Origin of the sequence: Bacillus sp. MMSF_3353 (genome assembly GCF_030733445.1) — a bacterium.
GTDB classification, from domain to species: domain Bacteria; phylum Bacillota; class Bacilli; order Bacillales; family Bacillaceae_G; genus Bacillus_A; species Bacillus_A wiedmannii.
The window spans coordinates 494,329-510,934 of record NZ_JASHJA010000003.1 but is presented as its reverse complement, the minus strand read 5'-3'; the positions used below and the strand labels follow the sequence as shown (position 1 = coordinate 510,934).

Sequence of the window (16,606 nt, the reverse complement as noted above, 5' to 3'; positions counted from 1 at the left end):
AAAAAGCGCATGTTTTTTACAATTTTGTGTCGTCAATCGCACGTAGCCACGCTTCAATTTCTGTAATGACACTTTTCACACAGCCTTCAGCAAATGGTGATGTTAAATTTGCAACTTCTACTAATTCCAAGAATGATTTACTTCCACCTTGTTGACACAGATTCACATAATCTTCCCATGCCTCTTGTCTATTATCTCTTGCACGTTTCCAAAATTGCAGTGCACAAATTTGTGCTAATGTGTAGTCGATATAGTAGAACGGCGAGCTATAAATATGTCCTTGACGTTGCCAGAATCCACCGCGCTCTAAATAATCATTATCTTCATAATCACGATGCGGCAAATACTTTTTCTCTATATTACGCCATGCTGTCTTACGCTCTTCTGGTGATGCTTCTGGATTTTCATATACATAATGTTGGTATTCATCAACAGATACACCATACGGTAAAAACAGAAGTGCTGAACTTAAGTGAGAGAAATAATATTTATCTGCATCTTCTTCAAAGAATGACTTCATCCATGGCCATGTAAAGAATTCCATACTCATAGAATGAATTTCACATGCTTCATACGTTGGCCAATTGTATTCTGGAATTTCAAACTTACGACTTTCATATACTTGGAAAGCATGACCAGCTTCATGTGTTAATACATCAATGTCGCCAGATGTTCCGTTGAAGTTTGAGAAAATAAATGGCGCTTTATAATTCTCAATATATGTACAATATCCGCCACCAGCTTTTCCTTTTTTCGCAACTAAATCTAATAAATCATTATCTAGCATGAAATTGAAAAATTCATCCGTTTCAGCCGATAACACTTTATACATCGTTTTCCCATGATTAACAATCCAATCCGCATCTCCTTTTGGAGTTGGATTACCAGTAGCAAACTCAAAGTTTTCGTCGTAATATGCTAACTTCTCTACACCAATACGTGCTTGTTGTCGTTTTCTTAACTCCGTTGTAACGGGAACGATATAATCTAGTACTTGCTGACGATAATTCGCCACCATTTCCGCATTATAATCTGTACGGTACATTCTTGCATATCCAAGTTCAACAAAGTTTTTGAAACCTAAAGATTTGGCGATTTTCGTTCTCACTTTAACAAGCTCATCATAAATACGATCTAACTCTTCCTCATTCTCAGCTAAAAATCCGTAATATGCTTCACTTGCTGCTTTACGTTCACTTCTTTCTTTCCCTTGCATAAACGGAATCAGTTGCGATAACGTTCTTTCTTCTCCTGCAAAGTCAATTTTTGCAGATGCTAATAACTGTGTATATTGTGAAGACAATTTATTCTCTAATTGTAAATCTTTCACAACTTCATCAGAGTATGTTTTCAAATCACACTCCGCTAAAGCAAATAATTGCTTTCCATAATACGCTTCTAATTCTTCACGGAATGGAGAATGAATTAACGCATTATAATACTTTGTACCATATCCTTGTACAACGGGAGAGAATTCATCAAAGAAATCTTGCTCTTCCTTATAAAAAGCATCTGTCGTATCAACAGAATGACGAATGTAACAAAGGTTCCCCATTGTACCGAAGTCGTTGCGAATTTCGTTAATTGAATTGATGACTTGTTTTTGTTCTTCTACCGTTTTTACGTTATCAAACTTCTCTAAAGCAACGGTAAACTTTTCTTTTAATTCTTCAATATTTGGCCGTTTATATTCATAGTCTTTAAATGACATGAACGAGCCTCCTCTCCATTATGTGCATCCTTACTATAATTCAATGCTTACTTACAAATCTCCTCTTATTCTTCAACAAAATACGGCAGATGCTGTCATAATTACATGTAAACAAAAGAACCTTGGATTTCTTTATCCAAAGCTCTTTTGAAACATACTATTATTTTTCATATTTTCCAATCTTTTTTAATAGAGCTAGTAATTCATCCTTTTCCTCTTTCGTTAACATTTCAAAAGACTGATGTATAACTTGCTCATGCCCTGGAAAAATAGAAGCAATAAAGCTCTCTCCAGATTCAGTTAGTTGTGCATAAATAACACGTCTGTCATTCGGGCACGGAATTCTCTTTACTAGTCCCTTTTTCTCTAGCTTATCTACAACATATGTAATGCTGCCACTAGCTATTAAAATACGCTCACCAATTTGCTGAAGCGGTTGACCGCCTTTATGATATAACAGTTCTAATACAGCAAATTCAGTTGGATTTAGCCCGTTACTTTGTATAGATTTATTTGTAGTATCCATAACAGAACGATGTACACGAGATAATGCAATAAATACTTTTAAAGATTGAGAAATATCTTCTCGTTCATTATTTGATGTCATACAACTTTCAACCCTTCACTTAAATTCTCAGTAATAAAAAGAAAAAACAACTTAGTACTTCATCTGAATTCCGAATGAGTATTCACTCATTCATTTCCTCTCCCCAAATATATTATGAATGATTCTTGAATAAAAACATGACAATTTTAACATAGTTTATATATAATGATAATAAAAAAGAAGGAGTACCAAATTTGAAAGTCAAATTCCACAGCATAGTTTTATATATAGTGCTTGTTATCCTACCAACGATAGGGATTGGTGCTACATTTTATTCATATCATTCGTATAAAATGAAGCAGGAAAACAAACTATCTGCTCACACGGTTCTCTTTTTATATAGAGACTATTTAGATCATCACCTTGGTGAAGCAATTTCCGCATTAAAAATGCTCTCAAAGGTCGTAGGAACCGAGACTGGAAATATAAATGGAGTTAAACAAATTGTACATGATACAGATGGAAACGATGCACGTTTTTCTGGTTTATATTACGCTACACCAGAAGGAATCATTACAATCGCATCTGAAGGCAACCGGCCACCTGTTGATGTCTCAGATCGCAAATATATTCAAGACGTATTGCAAACGAAGAAAACAACTGTATCATCAGTCATTACAGATCGTGTTCTTGGACATCAAGCTATTATGATTGCTTCTCCCATTTTCAATAAACAGAAGGAAATCTCAGGCTTATTGTTAGCAAGTTTACGCTTTGACTACATTTCAGCATCTTTAAATGCCATTAAGCCACAATATCATTTTGAAGTAACTGATAAACATGATGTAGTTTTTCTCACCGATGATAATAACGAAACAAGTGATGCGCATTCTAATATGCTTACTACCCCACTCAAAAGATTAAATTGGAAGGTCTCTGTTTCTCCATTGCCTATCCATCAAAAAACTTTATATCAGTGGGTTGCAATAGAGTGTATAGCTACTTTATTTTTAATGTCTATTTTATTTTTACTTGCTCAATATATGTTGTTAAAACGTCAAACAAAACTGGAAAGACAACAAAATGAACTACAAAAAATTGAATTAGTTGGAACTTTTGCAGCTAGTACAGCCCACGAAATCCGTAATCCTCTTACCGGAATTAAAGGGCTCGTCGCTCTATTAAAAGAGAAATATAAAGATGAACAAGATCAGTTTTATTTTTCCATCATCGAACAAGAAATAGAACGGATTAATGAAATTGTAAGCGAATTTCTTATTCTTGGAAAGCCAACTGCTATCATTGAACAAACATATGATGTGAGAACCATTCTAAATGAGGTAGCATTAATTATTCAATCTGAGGCGAATCTACATAACATTGTATTCCATTTACATTTGCCAGACCATCCTGTTCATATCCGTTGCTCAAAAGACCATATGAAACAAGTGGTTTTAAACATTACAAAAAATGCAATTGAAGCCATGAATTCTGGTGACACACTGACCATTTCCGTAACAAACAATGAGACACACGCACAATTGAAAATTACAGATACTGGAAAGGGAATTCCGAAACATATTCAAAAACACCTCTTTCATCCGTTCTTTACTAATAAAGATACTGGAACCGGTCTTGGACTTGTCATATGTAAACGAATTGTAGAGATGTACAATGGGCATATTTTTATTGATAGTATAGAAAATGAAGGAACGACAGTTCATATCGAAATTCCGTTACACCTAGTATAATTATCCTTATCCCAAAAGGGTAATTATACTTATTTCATAAAACCAGCCACAAGCATTCGCCAAAAATTACTTGATTTCCCTTCATACCCAATTTGAAAAATAGGTACCTTTATAATTGATAACCATTTTGGTGTTTGTTTTTCTTTATAACACTGGTACTGTAAAATAAGCTTGTCCAATTCTTGACTCACTTGAATTGTCTCCATACTATTTAACCCACTTGTTAAACCTAATTGAATCATTTCTTCACGTTTCATATGAATATCACGTGAAAGCTTTTCTAATGTGTACTTCCTTTTTACAGTAAACATCCATATCCCCCTTATTATACTTCCGTGCTCTCGACTTTACTTCTCCATCGGCCTTTTAACTACTTAATCATATTTGAATTTGAAGAATCAGAAAATTTAACATTTTCTCCCTGTAATTTACAAATCTTTACCCTCACTTTGAGAATTATTACAAATTATTCTATCTTTGTAAATACATTCGCAATAATAGACATTTTTTTCATCTTCTTTTTTTACAAATACCAATTAAATAGCGGATTCTCTATTTTCCATATACTTTTCTTCGACATTTTTTGTTTAATTTATATAAAAACGCAAAACATAATGATGATTGATAAATTGAAATTTAATCATTGGGGATTTTGTCCATTCCTCACTGCTCGCAAATAGCGGGATAAAATAGAAAGGAAATATTTATATGCGCAAATATACGATTGCATTGCTTATATTTACTATGTTTTTACCATCCTTCTTGTTTCCTGTTCAAGCAAAGGCCCATACAAACAAAGTCGCTATTGTCATTGATGACTTCGGCAATAATATGAAGGGGACTGATAAAATGTTATCACTTCCTATTCCACTGACTGTTGCCGTTATGCCTTTTCTCCCTTCCACAAAGGAAGATGCGATAGCGGCTCATAAGAAAGGGCACGAAGTTATTATACATATGCCAATGGAACCTATTAAAGGTAAAAAAGAATGGCTTGGACCAAAAGCAATTACAACTGATTTAAGCGACGAAGAAATAAATAACCGACTCGAACAAGCGATTCAAGAAGTACCGCATGCAATTGGCATGAACAATCATATGGGATCAAAAGTGACCGCGGACGAAAGAATTGTACGACTTATACTTGCAGCTTGTAAAAAACACGGTTTATTTTATTTAGATAGCAAAACAAATCCTAAGAGTGTTGTCCCAAAAATCGGGAAAGAATTAGGAGTGCCTATTATTGAAAATCAATTATTTTTTGATGATGTGTATACGGCGGCACATATTTCAAAACAAGCCCAATTACTCATTAAAAAACTTCAAGAAAAACCGATTATGGTAGCTATTGGACACGTTGGACCTCCAGGTGAAATTACATCACGTGTTATAGAAACTTCTATTCCTAACATTCGCGCGCATGCAGATTTTATTTTTTTATCTGATTTAGCACTATCTCCACCTCCTGTTTCAAAATAAGATTCATTACTCACACTAAAAAGGTACCAATCTGCATATAGCAAATTGGTACCTTTCCTTTTCACCTTAAATATAATCTACATGACTCACCCTGAATCCTTTTTTCTCTATTTTTTCGATTAATTGCTTTAATCTTTTTTCATTTAACTCATCTGCTATATTTACGATAACGCGGCGAATATATTGATCACCGTTATCTAGTGTAAATAATCCACCGATATTAAATGCTTTCAACAATGTCCCAAGTTCTTTAATCGTTCCCTTACAATCTTGTGTTGCAATTGTTAATATATAACCACCCGTCCGCATACCGAATGAATCTTCAATAACATCAAATATATTGGAATGCGTTAAGATACCGACAAATTCATTATAGTCATTTAGCACAGCTAAAAATGGAAGTCGACGAATAACATAAAATGCTCTAAAAAAAGAATCCTTTTCAAAAATAAATGCGGAGGAATCTCCCAGCATATGTTCCGCACTTAATTTCTCTAATCCGCTATTACACTTCTTTTCTAAAAGATCTACTTTATAAATAATCCCTATGAATTTCTTTTCATCTTCTGCTAATACAGGGATTGCTCGAAATCCCGTTTCATTCATAATGTGCAAAGCCTCTTCACCTGAATCGTTCATTTTGCAAAATGTTACTTGCTGTTTTGGCAGAAAATGATATTTAACTCGCAAAATATGTTCCTCCTTACATGTCAACATGTAATCTATATATAATAAGGAGACCTATATTTTATGAGTGAAATTATTTTTAAAACGCTTTCATTTTTTATTGACTTGTAACGACATCACAAACATTTTATATAACAGAGCTCTTTGCACCTTTTATCATTAACAACTTTACATGGTAATTCATTAAATATTCTATACCCTCTAGCCATTTTTTCGCTTCTTCTGGAGTTTTCCCCCACACAATCATGCCATAATTATGAACAAGAACTACTCCTCCACCTTCAATAAAATTCGGTACATTATTTTCTAATAAATCAGCAAATTTCTTCTCATCTTCTACAATGGGAATTGTCATTTCTGTTATACCTTCTTTTCCAAAAACACGTTCCACACTACGTTTATCGAATGTTACTTCCCCTTCTTCTCCATATAACTCTGATATTAAATGACTATCTACAGTCTGCACTTGTAAAATACATTCTGCACTACTTTTTTTATAAATATCCGCATGCATAAACGATTCTGCAGCTGGTTTTTCCTCATTTTCAAATACTGGCTCACACATACAATTAACAACAATAAAGTCTTCTTCTGAAAATAACCCTTTATCTCTTCCCTCAACGTTTATTAAAAAAGTTAACGGCTCTTTTGACGTACAGAGTGATAAACTAATTTTTGTACCATAAAACCAATCACGAAGTGCCAATTCAGATTTCACATCTTTTAATTCATTCCATTTTTTTAGAAAAAATAACATTTCGTCACCCCCGGCATAATATTTATATAATGTTCGAATCCTTTCTATGTAAAAGGAGTATTTTTTGATTATTCTAAAAATTTAATTGAATTATCACATGATAACGCCTTTTTGTCAATATAGTTTCATAGCTCTTCTTTAAAATGGGCCATCCATATATCTATACTTCTGTCTATTCCCTATTTCATTTTGTACATAAAAAATACGTTATTCTTTTTAAATCAAAGAATAACGTATTTTCTCATCTTTTATTTCTTTATTGCGTTATATAAAAACTGTGCATATTGTTCACGTGTTACGAAATCATCACCTAAAAAGTTTCCTTTTCCATCACCTTTTGATATATTATTATCCGCTAAAGCTTTCACATAGCCTTCTGCCCAATGACCTTTTGGCACATCAGTAAAGTTCTCTACACTCTTTTCATTTCCCTTTAACTGAAATACTTTTTGTAATACTACTGACATTTCATATCGAGTTAATACTCCATCTGGACGGAACTCCCCAGTACCATCTCCTTGCATAATTCCAGCTTGCGCAACTGTGGCAATCTCTTGCTCAAACATATGCCCTTTCGTATCTGTAAATCTCTCTTTCTGCTCTACTTTATTTTCTAATTTCAAGTACCTTTGTACTAAAGACGCAACTTGTCCACGAGTAATACTATCCCCAAATCCAAATTGTCCATTTCCATATCCCTTGAAAATATTTTCTTTCGCTAAATAATGAATTGCTTCTTCTGACCAATGTCCTTTTGGTACATCTTTAAATTCTACTACTTCTACTTTTTCATCTTCTTTAGAAGTATTGTTTTCTTTAGAATTGTTGTCCCCTTTACTTTCTACTACATTTTGAATTATAGATCCTGTAAAGAAAATACCTGTATCTGCAAATGGATCTTTCACTCCAAATTCATATACTTTCTCACCTGGTGTACTCCATTTCACTACACCATTACTATACGTACCACCATCACTCTTCAGACGGATTTTTGTAGATACCTCGCCGTCTTTTTCGTATATAGGTACTTTTACTTCTTTATTTACTTCTGTATCCTCTAGAAAGACTTTTTGGTTTTGAACATTAATATAAGCCTTCTTACTTAGTTCTATTACTGGTCTAACATCGCGGATTTCATTTGCAACAAAACTTAAATATACTAACTTATTCAACTTACTAACTGGCGATAAGTCTGAAATATAATTTGCTTCTAAATCAAGTTTTTGTAAGTTTACTAGATTTGATAATGGAGTAATATCCTTTAACTCATTATTAGGTAAATCTAATTCTGTAAGCTGAGTCATTTTAGCAAGTGGTGTCACATCTTCAATTTGATTTTTACCGATAAATAATTTATTTAATTGATTCATTTGATCAATACCCGATAAATCTTTAACTTTATTACGCGTTAATACTAAATCTTTTAAAGGTAATGAATATAACGGTTTAATATCTTCAATTTGATTACCTGCTAAAGTTAAGTATGTTACATTTTTCAACGCGCTTAATGGAGCAACATTCGTAATTTTATTATTTGCTAAATTCAAGTAATCTAGTTGTTCCATTTTCGCTAATGCTGTTACGTCTTCTATTTGGTTGCCTGATAGATATAAACTTTTTACATTTTTCATTTCAACGAGTGGTGCAACGTTTGTAATTTTATTATTACTCAAATCAAGAGATGCTAAATTATCCAGCTTAACAAGTGGTGTTACATCTGAAAATTCATTACCACGCAAAGCTAAATGATTTAATTGCTTTAAATTAGCAAAGAACGACGGATCTGTTATCTTCGCATTCGCAACTGTTAAAGATTTTAAATTTGGCATATATTTTAATGCACTATAATCAAGAATCTCATTCGTGTTTAAAAACAAGTCCTTTACTTGTAATAACTCCTCTTTCGTAATTGGTGTATTTAAATCTTTTCTATTAAATACTTTTTTATTAACAAGTTCTCTTAATTTGTTATCTGTTATCATATTTTGACTATCAACTGGATGATCCGTTTCCGTATTGCCTGAATTAGAGTTATCATCTGGTTTCTCTGTTTCTTTGTCACCTACAGTTGGATCTTTAATTTCAAATTGAACTTGATATTTGTGATCATATCCGATGGCCGGAATAAGTATATGCATTTGCATATTATGCTTCTTCTCAAATTCGCCAATTTCAAATTGGACCACTTTCGTTCCATTTTTCCTCTTATCTTCTGATAAAACTTTCACATCTTGAAATACACCAGGTTGGTTTTTATCCTCTATTCTAAGATATTGAAAATAATCGCTATCTTGTATTGTTACAGTAACGATTTTTTTCCCATCTTCAATTGCTACTTTAGGATTTTTTATGTACTGAGAAACCATAGATGGCTCATCTTTTTGATCCTTATATATTTTAATCTCAGTATCGTATGTACGTTCACTAGCTGCTGCCACCGACTGGTTTGCTTCAGCTTTTAGTGCTGCTAATGCTGGAGTAGAGTATGTAGCAAATGGAATTGCTAATGTTGTGGCTACTACTAGCGCCTTAATATAACTTTTTTTCAAAATAATATCCCCTATCATATATAATTTTCATAATTGATAAATGTTATCAATTATCTACAAATAAATGATAATGAATATCATTATCATTGTCAATGATAATATTACATTAAGTTTATATTTCCAAAGATAAAAAATAAAAAACCCTTTAATCAAAGGGCCTTTTTACCTAGCATATGAAGAATTTCACTTTTTTCTTTTTCATTAATAAAACCAATTTTTTGCAAAATATTTGCATACAATACAAGTTTATTATATATCCGTTCTGACATGCTTCTCCCTTCTTTCCTTCGACCAACTTTTTTTGTATTGGTAAATTATATGAAAGAGATGAGAAAATGTGTCCACTTTTTGCATACATACAAATCTTTTATCCCGCTATTTGCGGACAGTAAAACTCCCACCTCAAAAACAGGTGGGAGTTCAATTTATTTAGCAAATTGTCCATTGAATATTATGATTTTTGACTTCCTCTTCAAAACTATAGGGCATTTTCTTATCACAAATTACATGTTGGATACGTGAAAATGCTGCTATTCGATAATTTCCTTTTACCTCTACTTTTGTATGATCACATAAAATATATGTTTTCTCCGCTAATTTCAGCATCGCTTCTGACAGTTTCGCCTTTTCTAATTCAAAACTAGAAACCCCAAAACCAGGTAACAATCCATCAATCGAAACGAATGCTTTATGAAAATGAAATTGCTGGATTACTTGCTGTGAAATAGAACCTGACACACGTGAATGCTTTGGAGATACTTTTCCACCAATAAATAAAACTTCACCGTGAAACATCTTTTTATTAATAGAAGAAATTAATTGTGTAGCTACTGGAAATGAACTTGTTACAATCGTTAAATTTTTACGATGAACAAGATATGGCACCATTTGAAGTGGTGTACTTCCATCATCAATCGCAATCACATCCCCATCTTCCACAAACGTTGCTGCTTTATACCCAATTCTCTTCTTCTCTTCTATATGCAGCATCTCTCGTTCTAACATTGGTGCCTCTATTCCAGCTCCCGGAAGTTGGACGGCTCCACCATACACTTTCTTCAACTTCTTTTCACGATCCAATTCTTCTAAATAACGACGAATCGTCTCTGTTGATACAGCAAACTCTCTCGCTAACTCTGAAACTTTTACTTTCCCTTTAAACTCCACCTTCTCAAGAATGGTTCGCTTTCTTTCTTCACCTACTACAGACATAGCTTCACCCCATTGATTTCTACCTCATACACTGCCTTACTTATACAAAGTTATAACTTTCTTTTTCAGTTAAAATTTCTTCATGAATATGAATACCACGCTTTTTTAGTTCATCAAAAATAATTTGTGGATTTACAAAAGCTTCCTCAGGTGTCACAACACCAACTTTATTTACATTCCCTTTTGCGATTAACTCTGTAGCAATCCCAAATGGAATACCGACGTTTCTCGTATAAGCTCTTAATTTTTCCCACCCTACAACAGAACCATCAGATAACGGGTGTGTATGATATAATATGTGCCTTTGTTTCTCATTATTTTTCATACCTATTACTTCTACATGAAGTGCATAACCGTAAATTTCTGTTTCTTTCCCTTCTTTCGATTGCAATAAATACTTCGAAATACAATCCATAATACCAATTTCTTTCCCATTTATGTCAACCAGATCATTACGCAATATACCATAATCATATAAAGCAAGTACGAGCTGCATATTTTGCTTTGGCCAAGTTCCTCTCGTCTCTATCAGTTTGACGCCTTTATTTTCTAGTGCTTTTGCTAACGTAATCGTTTCAGAATGCGGTATTATATACTGCGTTGCCTTACCATAAGGCGCCGGTAATTCAATTTCTCTTGGACGCGCAAACGGAGGTACTTGCTTAAACTCACCATCTTCATATACTGTACGCGATGGTAAATGTGGATCATATTCATATGTCGTTGTTTCTGTAATTGATGCAGAAAAAGCAATTGGACGGTACGAGCCATGACTTACACGTACTGACTCTACAGTATCTAGCTGATTTGCTGCATGCATTGCCATCATTTGCGTTACACCTGGCGTCATACCAAAACCGGGTAAACACGTTTTTTCATTTTGAGCAAATATAGAATGAGATTCATTTTCTTCACCAAATCCATTCAAATTCACACCGTGACAACCCGCTTCTGCAATACATCGAGTAGACAATCCATTTAACTTAATTGTCGTACCGTCCATTACAATGTCATAACCTTTCATTTTTGCAACCGTATCCTCGTGATTCGTTACATCTACTTTCACAAAATCAACACGAGGATCGTTGAGCCATTCTACTACTTTCAGGCCCTCTTCTTCATTAAAATCAGCTACTGTAATCGCCTCAAAAGATGAAAATTGCACTAAATCTAAAATTGCTTCACGACAAATTTTACCTGCTCCCCCTAAGCAAAATACTTTCAACCTATAACAACTCCTTTAGCAATACTATCAACTAAGCGATGGATATCTGCCTCATGTACATCACCGATATTTCCAATGCGGAATGTATCTACTTTTGAAATTTTACCTGGATAAATAACAAACCCATCGCACTTTAATTCATTATATAACTGCCCAAAATCAAACCCCTCTTCTGGATAAATGAAGGATGTAATAATAGGCGATTGATATTTTTCATCTACTAGTGGCTTAAATCCGATTTCTCTCATTCTATTCACTAATATTTTTTGATTGTTATAATATCGATTGTAACGCGCTTCTACTCCGCCCTCTTTTTCTAATTCAAGTAGTGCTTGATAAAAAGCGTGTACAACATGTGTAGGTGACGTAAAACGCCATTTCCCATTTTGATTTTCCATCGTTTCCCACTGATCAAATAAATCTAATGATAATGAACGTGCCTGCCCTTTACATTTCACCAATTCATCGCGCTTTGCAATAACAAAGCCGAATCCAGGAACCCCTTGAATACATTTATTCGCACTACTAATTAGAAAGTCAATTTGCAACTCAGCGATATTTATTTCAATACCACCAAAACTACTCATTGCATCAACTAGTGTTACTTTTCCGTATTGCTTCCCTAATTTACATACATCTACAATTGGATTGATAATACCTGTTGTTGTTTCACAATGAACAACTGCAATATGTGTAATCTCTTTATCTTGTTGCAATATCTTTTCTACCTCTGCAATATTAGTAGGCTCCCACTCTTCTGTTTGACTGACCACGACATCTATATGTAACAGCTCTGCCATTTGTACAATTCGCTTACCGTACGCACCATTTGTACATACGAGCAGCTTTCCATTTTTAGGAACGACAGATCCAATCACTGCTTCAACTGAAAACGTACCGCTTCCTTGCATGAGAACAGTTGTATATGTCTCTTCTTCCTTCGTTGCTAACGATACAAGCTTAGCTCTTACCTCTTGTACCATTTTGTTATATTCAGCATCCCACGTACACCAATCGTATAACATAACTTCTTTTACTGTTTTGGTTGTTGTTAATGGTCCAGGCGTTAATAATAAATAGTGATTTTCAGTCATGATCCTATTCCCCTTTTATGAAATAATAAGTTCTTGTTTCTCGATATGTTCCATTACGTTTTCGAGTTCCTGCATCGTTTCTATCGTAAAGTGCGCCCCATTTTCAACGAAACGATTGCGAACTACTTCTATTTTTTCACGAAGTTCTACCGGATCCATATTCTCCACTTCCTCTTCAGTTAAGCCGAGTTCGCTACTGCCGAGAATTACACCCACTGTCCACATACCAGCATTTCTTCCCTCTTTCATATCTGATACCGTGTCTCCAACTTTTATCATATGATTCATTGGATATACACCAAGCTCCATCGCATTTTTATAGCACATCCACGGATACGGACGACCTGCTGGAACATCATCTGGTGTTACAAGAAAATCAGGTTTATACCCTTGTAGTGCTGCTTCTTTTGCTACAATGTCCATCATTTCTCTCGTATAACCAGTCGTTGAACCAATTTTAATTCCTCTTTCACGTAAAGAAGCAATCACTTCTTTTACTCCATTAATCGGCGACGCATAGCGCGGTAAAATAGTGAAGAGAATCTTTTCGAATTCTTCATACATCTCCTGAATGTCTGCTTCTGTTGGTAATTGTCCGAAAATACGATTCCACTCACTCGCAATACGAGGCATCTCTGTTAATGCCCTAACATGATCAATTTTCAATAATCCCATTGGCTTACGGGCTTCTTCTGCAGTAATTGCAACACCGCGTTTATGGAAAATCTCCATAAATACTTCCAGTGGTGCAAAACATCCGTAATCAACTGTTGTACCTGCCCAATCAAAAATAACTGCTTCTACTTTCATCTAATCCATCACCCTTCTTATTTATCTTTTTTGCCATTGTGACGTTCGGTTACGAAGTGCTTTCGTTCCCCATTCATATACAACTCTCACTACAATATTTGTAACAACAATAAGTACACTCATTGCAGCTGCTGGTGCTACATTTCCTGCATCATCCATATTTACAATTGATACGGCAGCTAGTTTAAAATCAGCTGCATACAGGAATACAACTGCTGAGACAGTTACCATTGAATTTACGAAGTAGTACATTACCATTTCTAAAATGGCTGGTAAACACATCGGTACCGTAACTCGAAAGAATGTTTTATAAAACGGTATCCCCATCGACTGTGAAACAAGTTCAAACTCTCGGTCCAATTTCTTTAAAGCTGTCGTTGCCGTAACAAATGTTACAGAATAAAAATGAATGATATTGACTAGTACTAGCACAGCAATTGTTCCGTATAGAGAATGGAACGGGTTCGTTACGGAAAGTCCAAAGATTTGTATTGTTGGTTGACTAAAGAAGAAGACGTAGCCTAACCCAAGTACTAAACCCGGTATCGCTAAAGGGACGATAGAGAAAAAGTAACCTGCTTTTCGGAAAAATTGTAGCTGATCTATTTTCTCAATCGCATAAGCGAACATAAATGTTAAAACCGCTCCAATAACCGCAGTAATTGCTGAAACAATTACGCTATTTTTAAATGCTTCAAGTCCATCTCCTGTTAAACTGGAAAAATTAAAATGCTCAAATGTAAAGCTCATATTATATGGCCATACTTTCACACTTGCAGCAATACCAACTGCCACAAATAATAGAATGATCATAAGCGTTACTACGCTACAATATACGAACGAAATAACATCTCGTTTCTTATTATTTATTATTCTGTAAGGTACTGATTTGGAAGATAAGAGATTCGCCTGCTTTCTTTGCGTAATGCGATCAACTGCAAAGGCAAATATAGCTGGGATTAATAAAATCATTCCGACAGTTGCACCCATCGGCATATTTTGCTGCCCAATTACTTGCTTATATACGTCAGTAGCAAGTACATTATATTGCCCACCAACAATTTTTGGTGCACCAAAATCAGTGAAACTAAGTGTAAACACAACGAACATCGCACTAATTAATCCGTACTTTACACTAGGTAAAGTAACAGTGAAAAATTGCTTTGTTTTACTCGCTCCTAACATATTAGAAGCTTCATATAAACGATAATCAGAGCCTTGAAAAGCAATTAATAATATAAGAAATGCTTGCGGAAATGTATACATGACTTCAGCCATTACAATTCCTACTGGTCCATATAAAGGGATTTGTATCCCTTCAAACAAACCAAACATTCCTTTCGTTACTAACCCTTGATTACCAAATAAATATGTAAGTGCGATACCATGCATCATCGTTGGTGCGAATAATGGTAACAACGCAATATATTGAAATACACGCTTTCCAAACACATTCGTACGAGCGATCGCATAGGCGTAAGCGAAAGCGAGTGTTACTGCAATAATTGTTGTCGCGCCCGAAATCCATATCGTATTTTGTAATGATTGAACTAGCGTTGGTGTTGTGAAATATTTACTGAAATTCGCAACACCAATGAAAGCTCCATCTTTATCATAAAAAGCTTGTGTAAACAATTGTAATAGAGGTAATACAAGCATGATCAAAAACGCGAGAAGCATACCAATAATTAATAGTCTTTGTATCCACTCTTCTTTACCGATACGTCTCTTAATCTTTTTTTTCGTACTTTCTACCTTGAAATCTTCTAACATCTCCATCTATACAATGACCTTCTTTCCATATGACAACATATGATTTTCTGAGAAAGAGATTTGAATCGGCTTTCCTTTTCTAATTGCGGTTACTTCTACTTCTGATGCCAATATATCCACTACAATTTTCTCGTTATAAAGATGTGTTTTTTCTTCTACGACCCGCACTTCCGTCCGATATACAGATCCGCGAAATTCCATGCTTTCCACAACCGTTTTAATACCATCCTTTTGTACAACTGTTACATGCTCAGGACGAATTGCATGTTCTTCATTGTTTTTCGAAAAGAAATTAATAGAACCAATAAAATCTGCCACAAATGGATTGGCTGGTCTTTGATAAATCTCCTCTGGTGTGCCAATCTGCATAATTTCCGCATGATTCATTACAACAATTTTATCGGCCATCGTTAATGCCTCTTCTTGATCATGCGTAACCATAATAGTTGTTACTCCTACTTTTTCTTGCAAATCACGCATTTCTCTACGTAACTTTTCACGCACTTTTGCATCTAAAGCAGATAATGGCTCATCGAGTAACAAAATATCCGGAGACAGAGCGAGCGCACGTGCAAGTGCTACTCGCTGCTGTTGTCCACCAGACATTTGAGCAGGATATTTATCTTTTACATTCAGCAAATCTACAAGTTCTAACGCCTCTAGCGCTTTCTCTTTTACTTCTGCTTTTCCATATTTTTTTGTCTTTAAGCCATATTCAATGTTTTCAAGTGCTGTTAAATTCGGAAATAATGCATACGATTGAAACACCATTCCGAAATTCCTCTTTCCAGGAGGTAATGCTGTAATATCTTTTCCATCCACAGCGATACTACCTGTTGTTGCCTCTTCTAGCCCTGCTAAAATTCGAAGCAATGTTGTTTTCCCACAACCACTTGGGCCTAATAAACATACAAACTCATTTTTTTTCACAGTAAAAGAAATATCTTTTAACGCTGTAAATGCATCAAACTGTTTTTGAATGTGTTGAATTGATAAATATTCGCTCATTTT

14 protein-coding genes are annotated in these 16,606 nt (G+C 34.5%); 2 read left to right on the top strand and 12 right to left on the bottom strand.

The features are described 5' to 3' along the window. Nucleotides 1-16: 16 nt before the first annotated feature. Both RBB48_RS10685 and RBB48_RS10680 read right to left on the bottom strand, forming a co-directional pair. The gene (locus RBB48_RS10685) at nt 17-1,711 is read right to left on the bottom strand and encodes a M3 family oligoendopeptidase (protein ID WP_306007618.1); all 1,695 of its coding nucleotides are present in this window, start codon (nt 1,709-1,711) and stop codon (nt 17-19) included. Nucleotides 1,712-1,871: 160 nt separating this feature from the next. After that, nucleotides 1,872-2,318 (bottom strand): MarR family winged helix-turn-helix transcriptional regulator, encoded by a 447-nt coding sequence (locus RBB48_RS10680; protein WP_000203344.1) that lies wholly within the window; start codon nt 2,316-2,318, stop codon nt 1,872-1,874. 194 nt (nt 2,319-2,512) lie between these two features. Between RBB48_RS10680 and RBB48_RS10675 the strand changes: the two genes are divergently transcribed. Beyond that, nucleotides 2,513-4,009: a DUF3149 domain-containing protein gene (locus tag RBB48_RS10675; protein WP_306007617.1), complete on the top strand. Its 1,497-nt coding sequence runs from the start codon at nt 2,513-2,515 to the stop codon at nt 4,007-4,009. 29 nt (nt 4,010-4,038) lie between these two features. On the opposite strand, the gene RBB48_RS10670 is transcribed toward RBB48_RS10675, so the two are convergent. Beyond that, nucleotides 4,039-4,320, bottom strand: coding sequence for an aspartyl-phosphate phosphatase Spo0E family protein (locus RBB48_RS10670; protein ID WP_000495532.1), 282 nt, complete (start codon nt 4,318-4,320; stop codon nt 4,039-4,041). A 397-nt stretch (nt 4,321-4,717) separates the two neighbouring features. Here RBB48_RS10670 and RBB48_RS10665 point away from each other — a divergent pair, with 397 nt between their 5' ends. Next, nucleotides 4,718-5,488 (top strand): divergent polysaccharide deacetylase family protein, encoded by a 771-nt coding sequence (locus tag RBB48_RS10665; protein WP_046958227.1) that lies wholly within the window; start codon nt 4,718-4,720, stop codon nt 5,486-5,488. Nucleotides 5,489-5,554: 66 nt separating this feature from the next. On the opposite strand, the gene cbpA is transcribed toward RBB48_RS10665, so the two are convergent. The 9 genes from cbpA to RBB48_RS10620 all read right to left on the bottom strand — a co-directional run bounded on the left by cbpA (nt 5,555) and on the right by RBB48_RS10620 (nt 16,603). Then, nucleotides 5,555-6,178 (bottom strand): cyclic di-AMP binding protein CbpA, encoded by a 624-nt coding sequence (gene cbpA / locus RBB48_RS10660; protein WP_048545012.1) that lies wholly within the window; start codon nt 6,176-6,178, stop codon nt 5,555-5,557. A 124-nt stretch (nt 6,179-6,302) separates the two neighbouring features. After that, nucleotides 6,303-6,932 (bottom strand): class II aldolase/adducin family protein, encoded by a 630-nt coding sequence (locus RBB48_RS10655; protein ID WP_048545015.1) that lies wholly within the window; start codon nt 6,930-6,932, stop codon nt 6,303-6,305. Between the two features lie 248 nt (nt 6,933-7,180). Then, nucleotides 7,181-9,481 (bottom strand): NEAT domain-containing leucine-rich repeat protein, encoded by a 2,301-nt coding sequence (locus RBB48_RS10650; protein WP_306007615.1) that lies wholly within the window; start codon nt 9,479-9,481, stop codon nt 7,181-7,183. 429 nt (nt 9,482-9,910) lie between these two features. After that, nucleotides 9,911-10,693: a DeoR/GlpR family DNA-binding transcription regulator gene (locus RBB48_RS10645; RefSeq protein WP_088062576.1), complete on the bottom strand. Its 783-nt coding sequence runs from the start codon at nt 10,691-10,693 to the stop codon at nt 9,911-9,913. 40 nt (nt 10,694-10,733) lie between these two features. Next, nucleotides 10,734-11,918, bottom strand: a complete 1,185-nt coding sequence (locus tag RBB48_RS10640; protein ID WP_306007614.1) for a saccharopine dehydrogenase family protein — start codon at nt 11,916-11,918, stop codon at nt 10,734-10,736. Next, the gene (gene phnW, locus RBB48_RS10635; protein ID WP_046957075.1) at nt 11,915-13,012 is read right to left on the bottom strand and encodes a 2-aminoethylphosphonate--pyruvate transaminase; all 1,098 of its coding nucleotides are present in this window, start codon (nt 13,010-13,012) and stop codon (nt 11,915-11,917) included. The genes RBB48_RS10640 and phnW overlap by 4 nt, the downstream gene beginning before the upstream one ends. Nucleotides 13,013-13,027: 15 nt before the next feature. Further along, a complete protein-coding gene (gene phnX / locus RBB48_RS10630) occupies nt 13,028-13,822 on the bottom strand; it encodes a phosphonoacetaldehyde hydrolase (protein ID WP_046957074.1) in 795 nt (264 codons plus the stop codon). A gap of 21 nt (nt 13,823-13,843) precedes the next feature. Next, entirely contained in the window at nt 13,844-15,601 is a 1,758-nt protein-coding gene (locus RBB48_RS10625) for a putative 2-aminoethylphosphonate ABC transporter permease subunit (RefSeq protein WP_060489478.1), read from the bottom strand. Next, nucleotides 15,602-16,603: a putative 2-aminoethylphosphonate ABC transporter ATP-binding protein gene (locus RBB48_RS10620; RefSeq protein ID WP_088062569.1), complete on the bottom strand. Its 1,002-nt coding sequence runs from the start codon at nt 16,601-16,603 to the stop codon at nt 15,602-15,604. Nucleotides 16,604-16,606 lie beyond the last annotated feature (3 nt).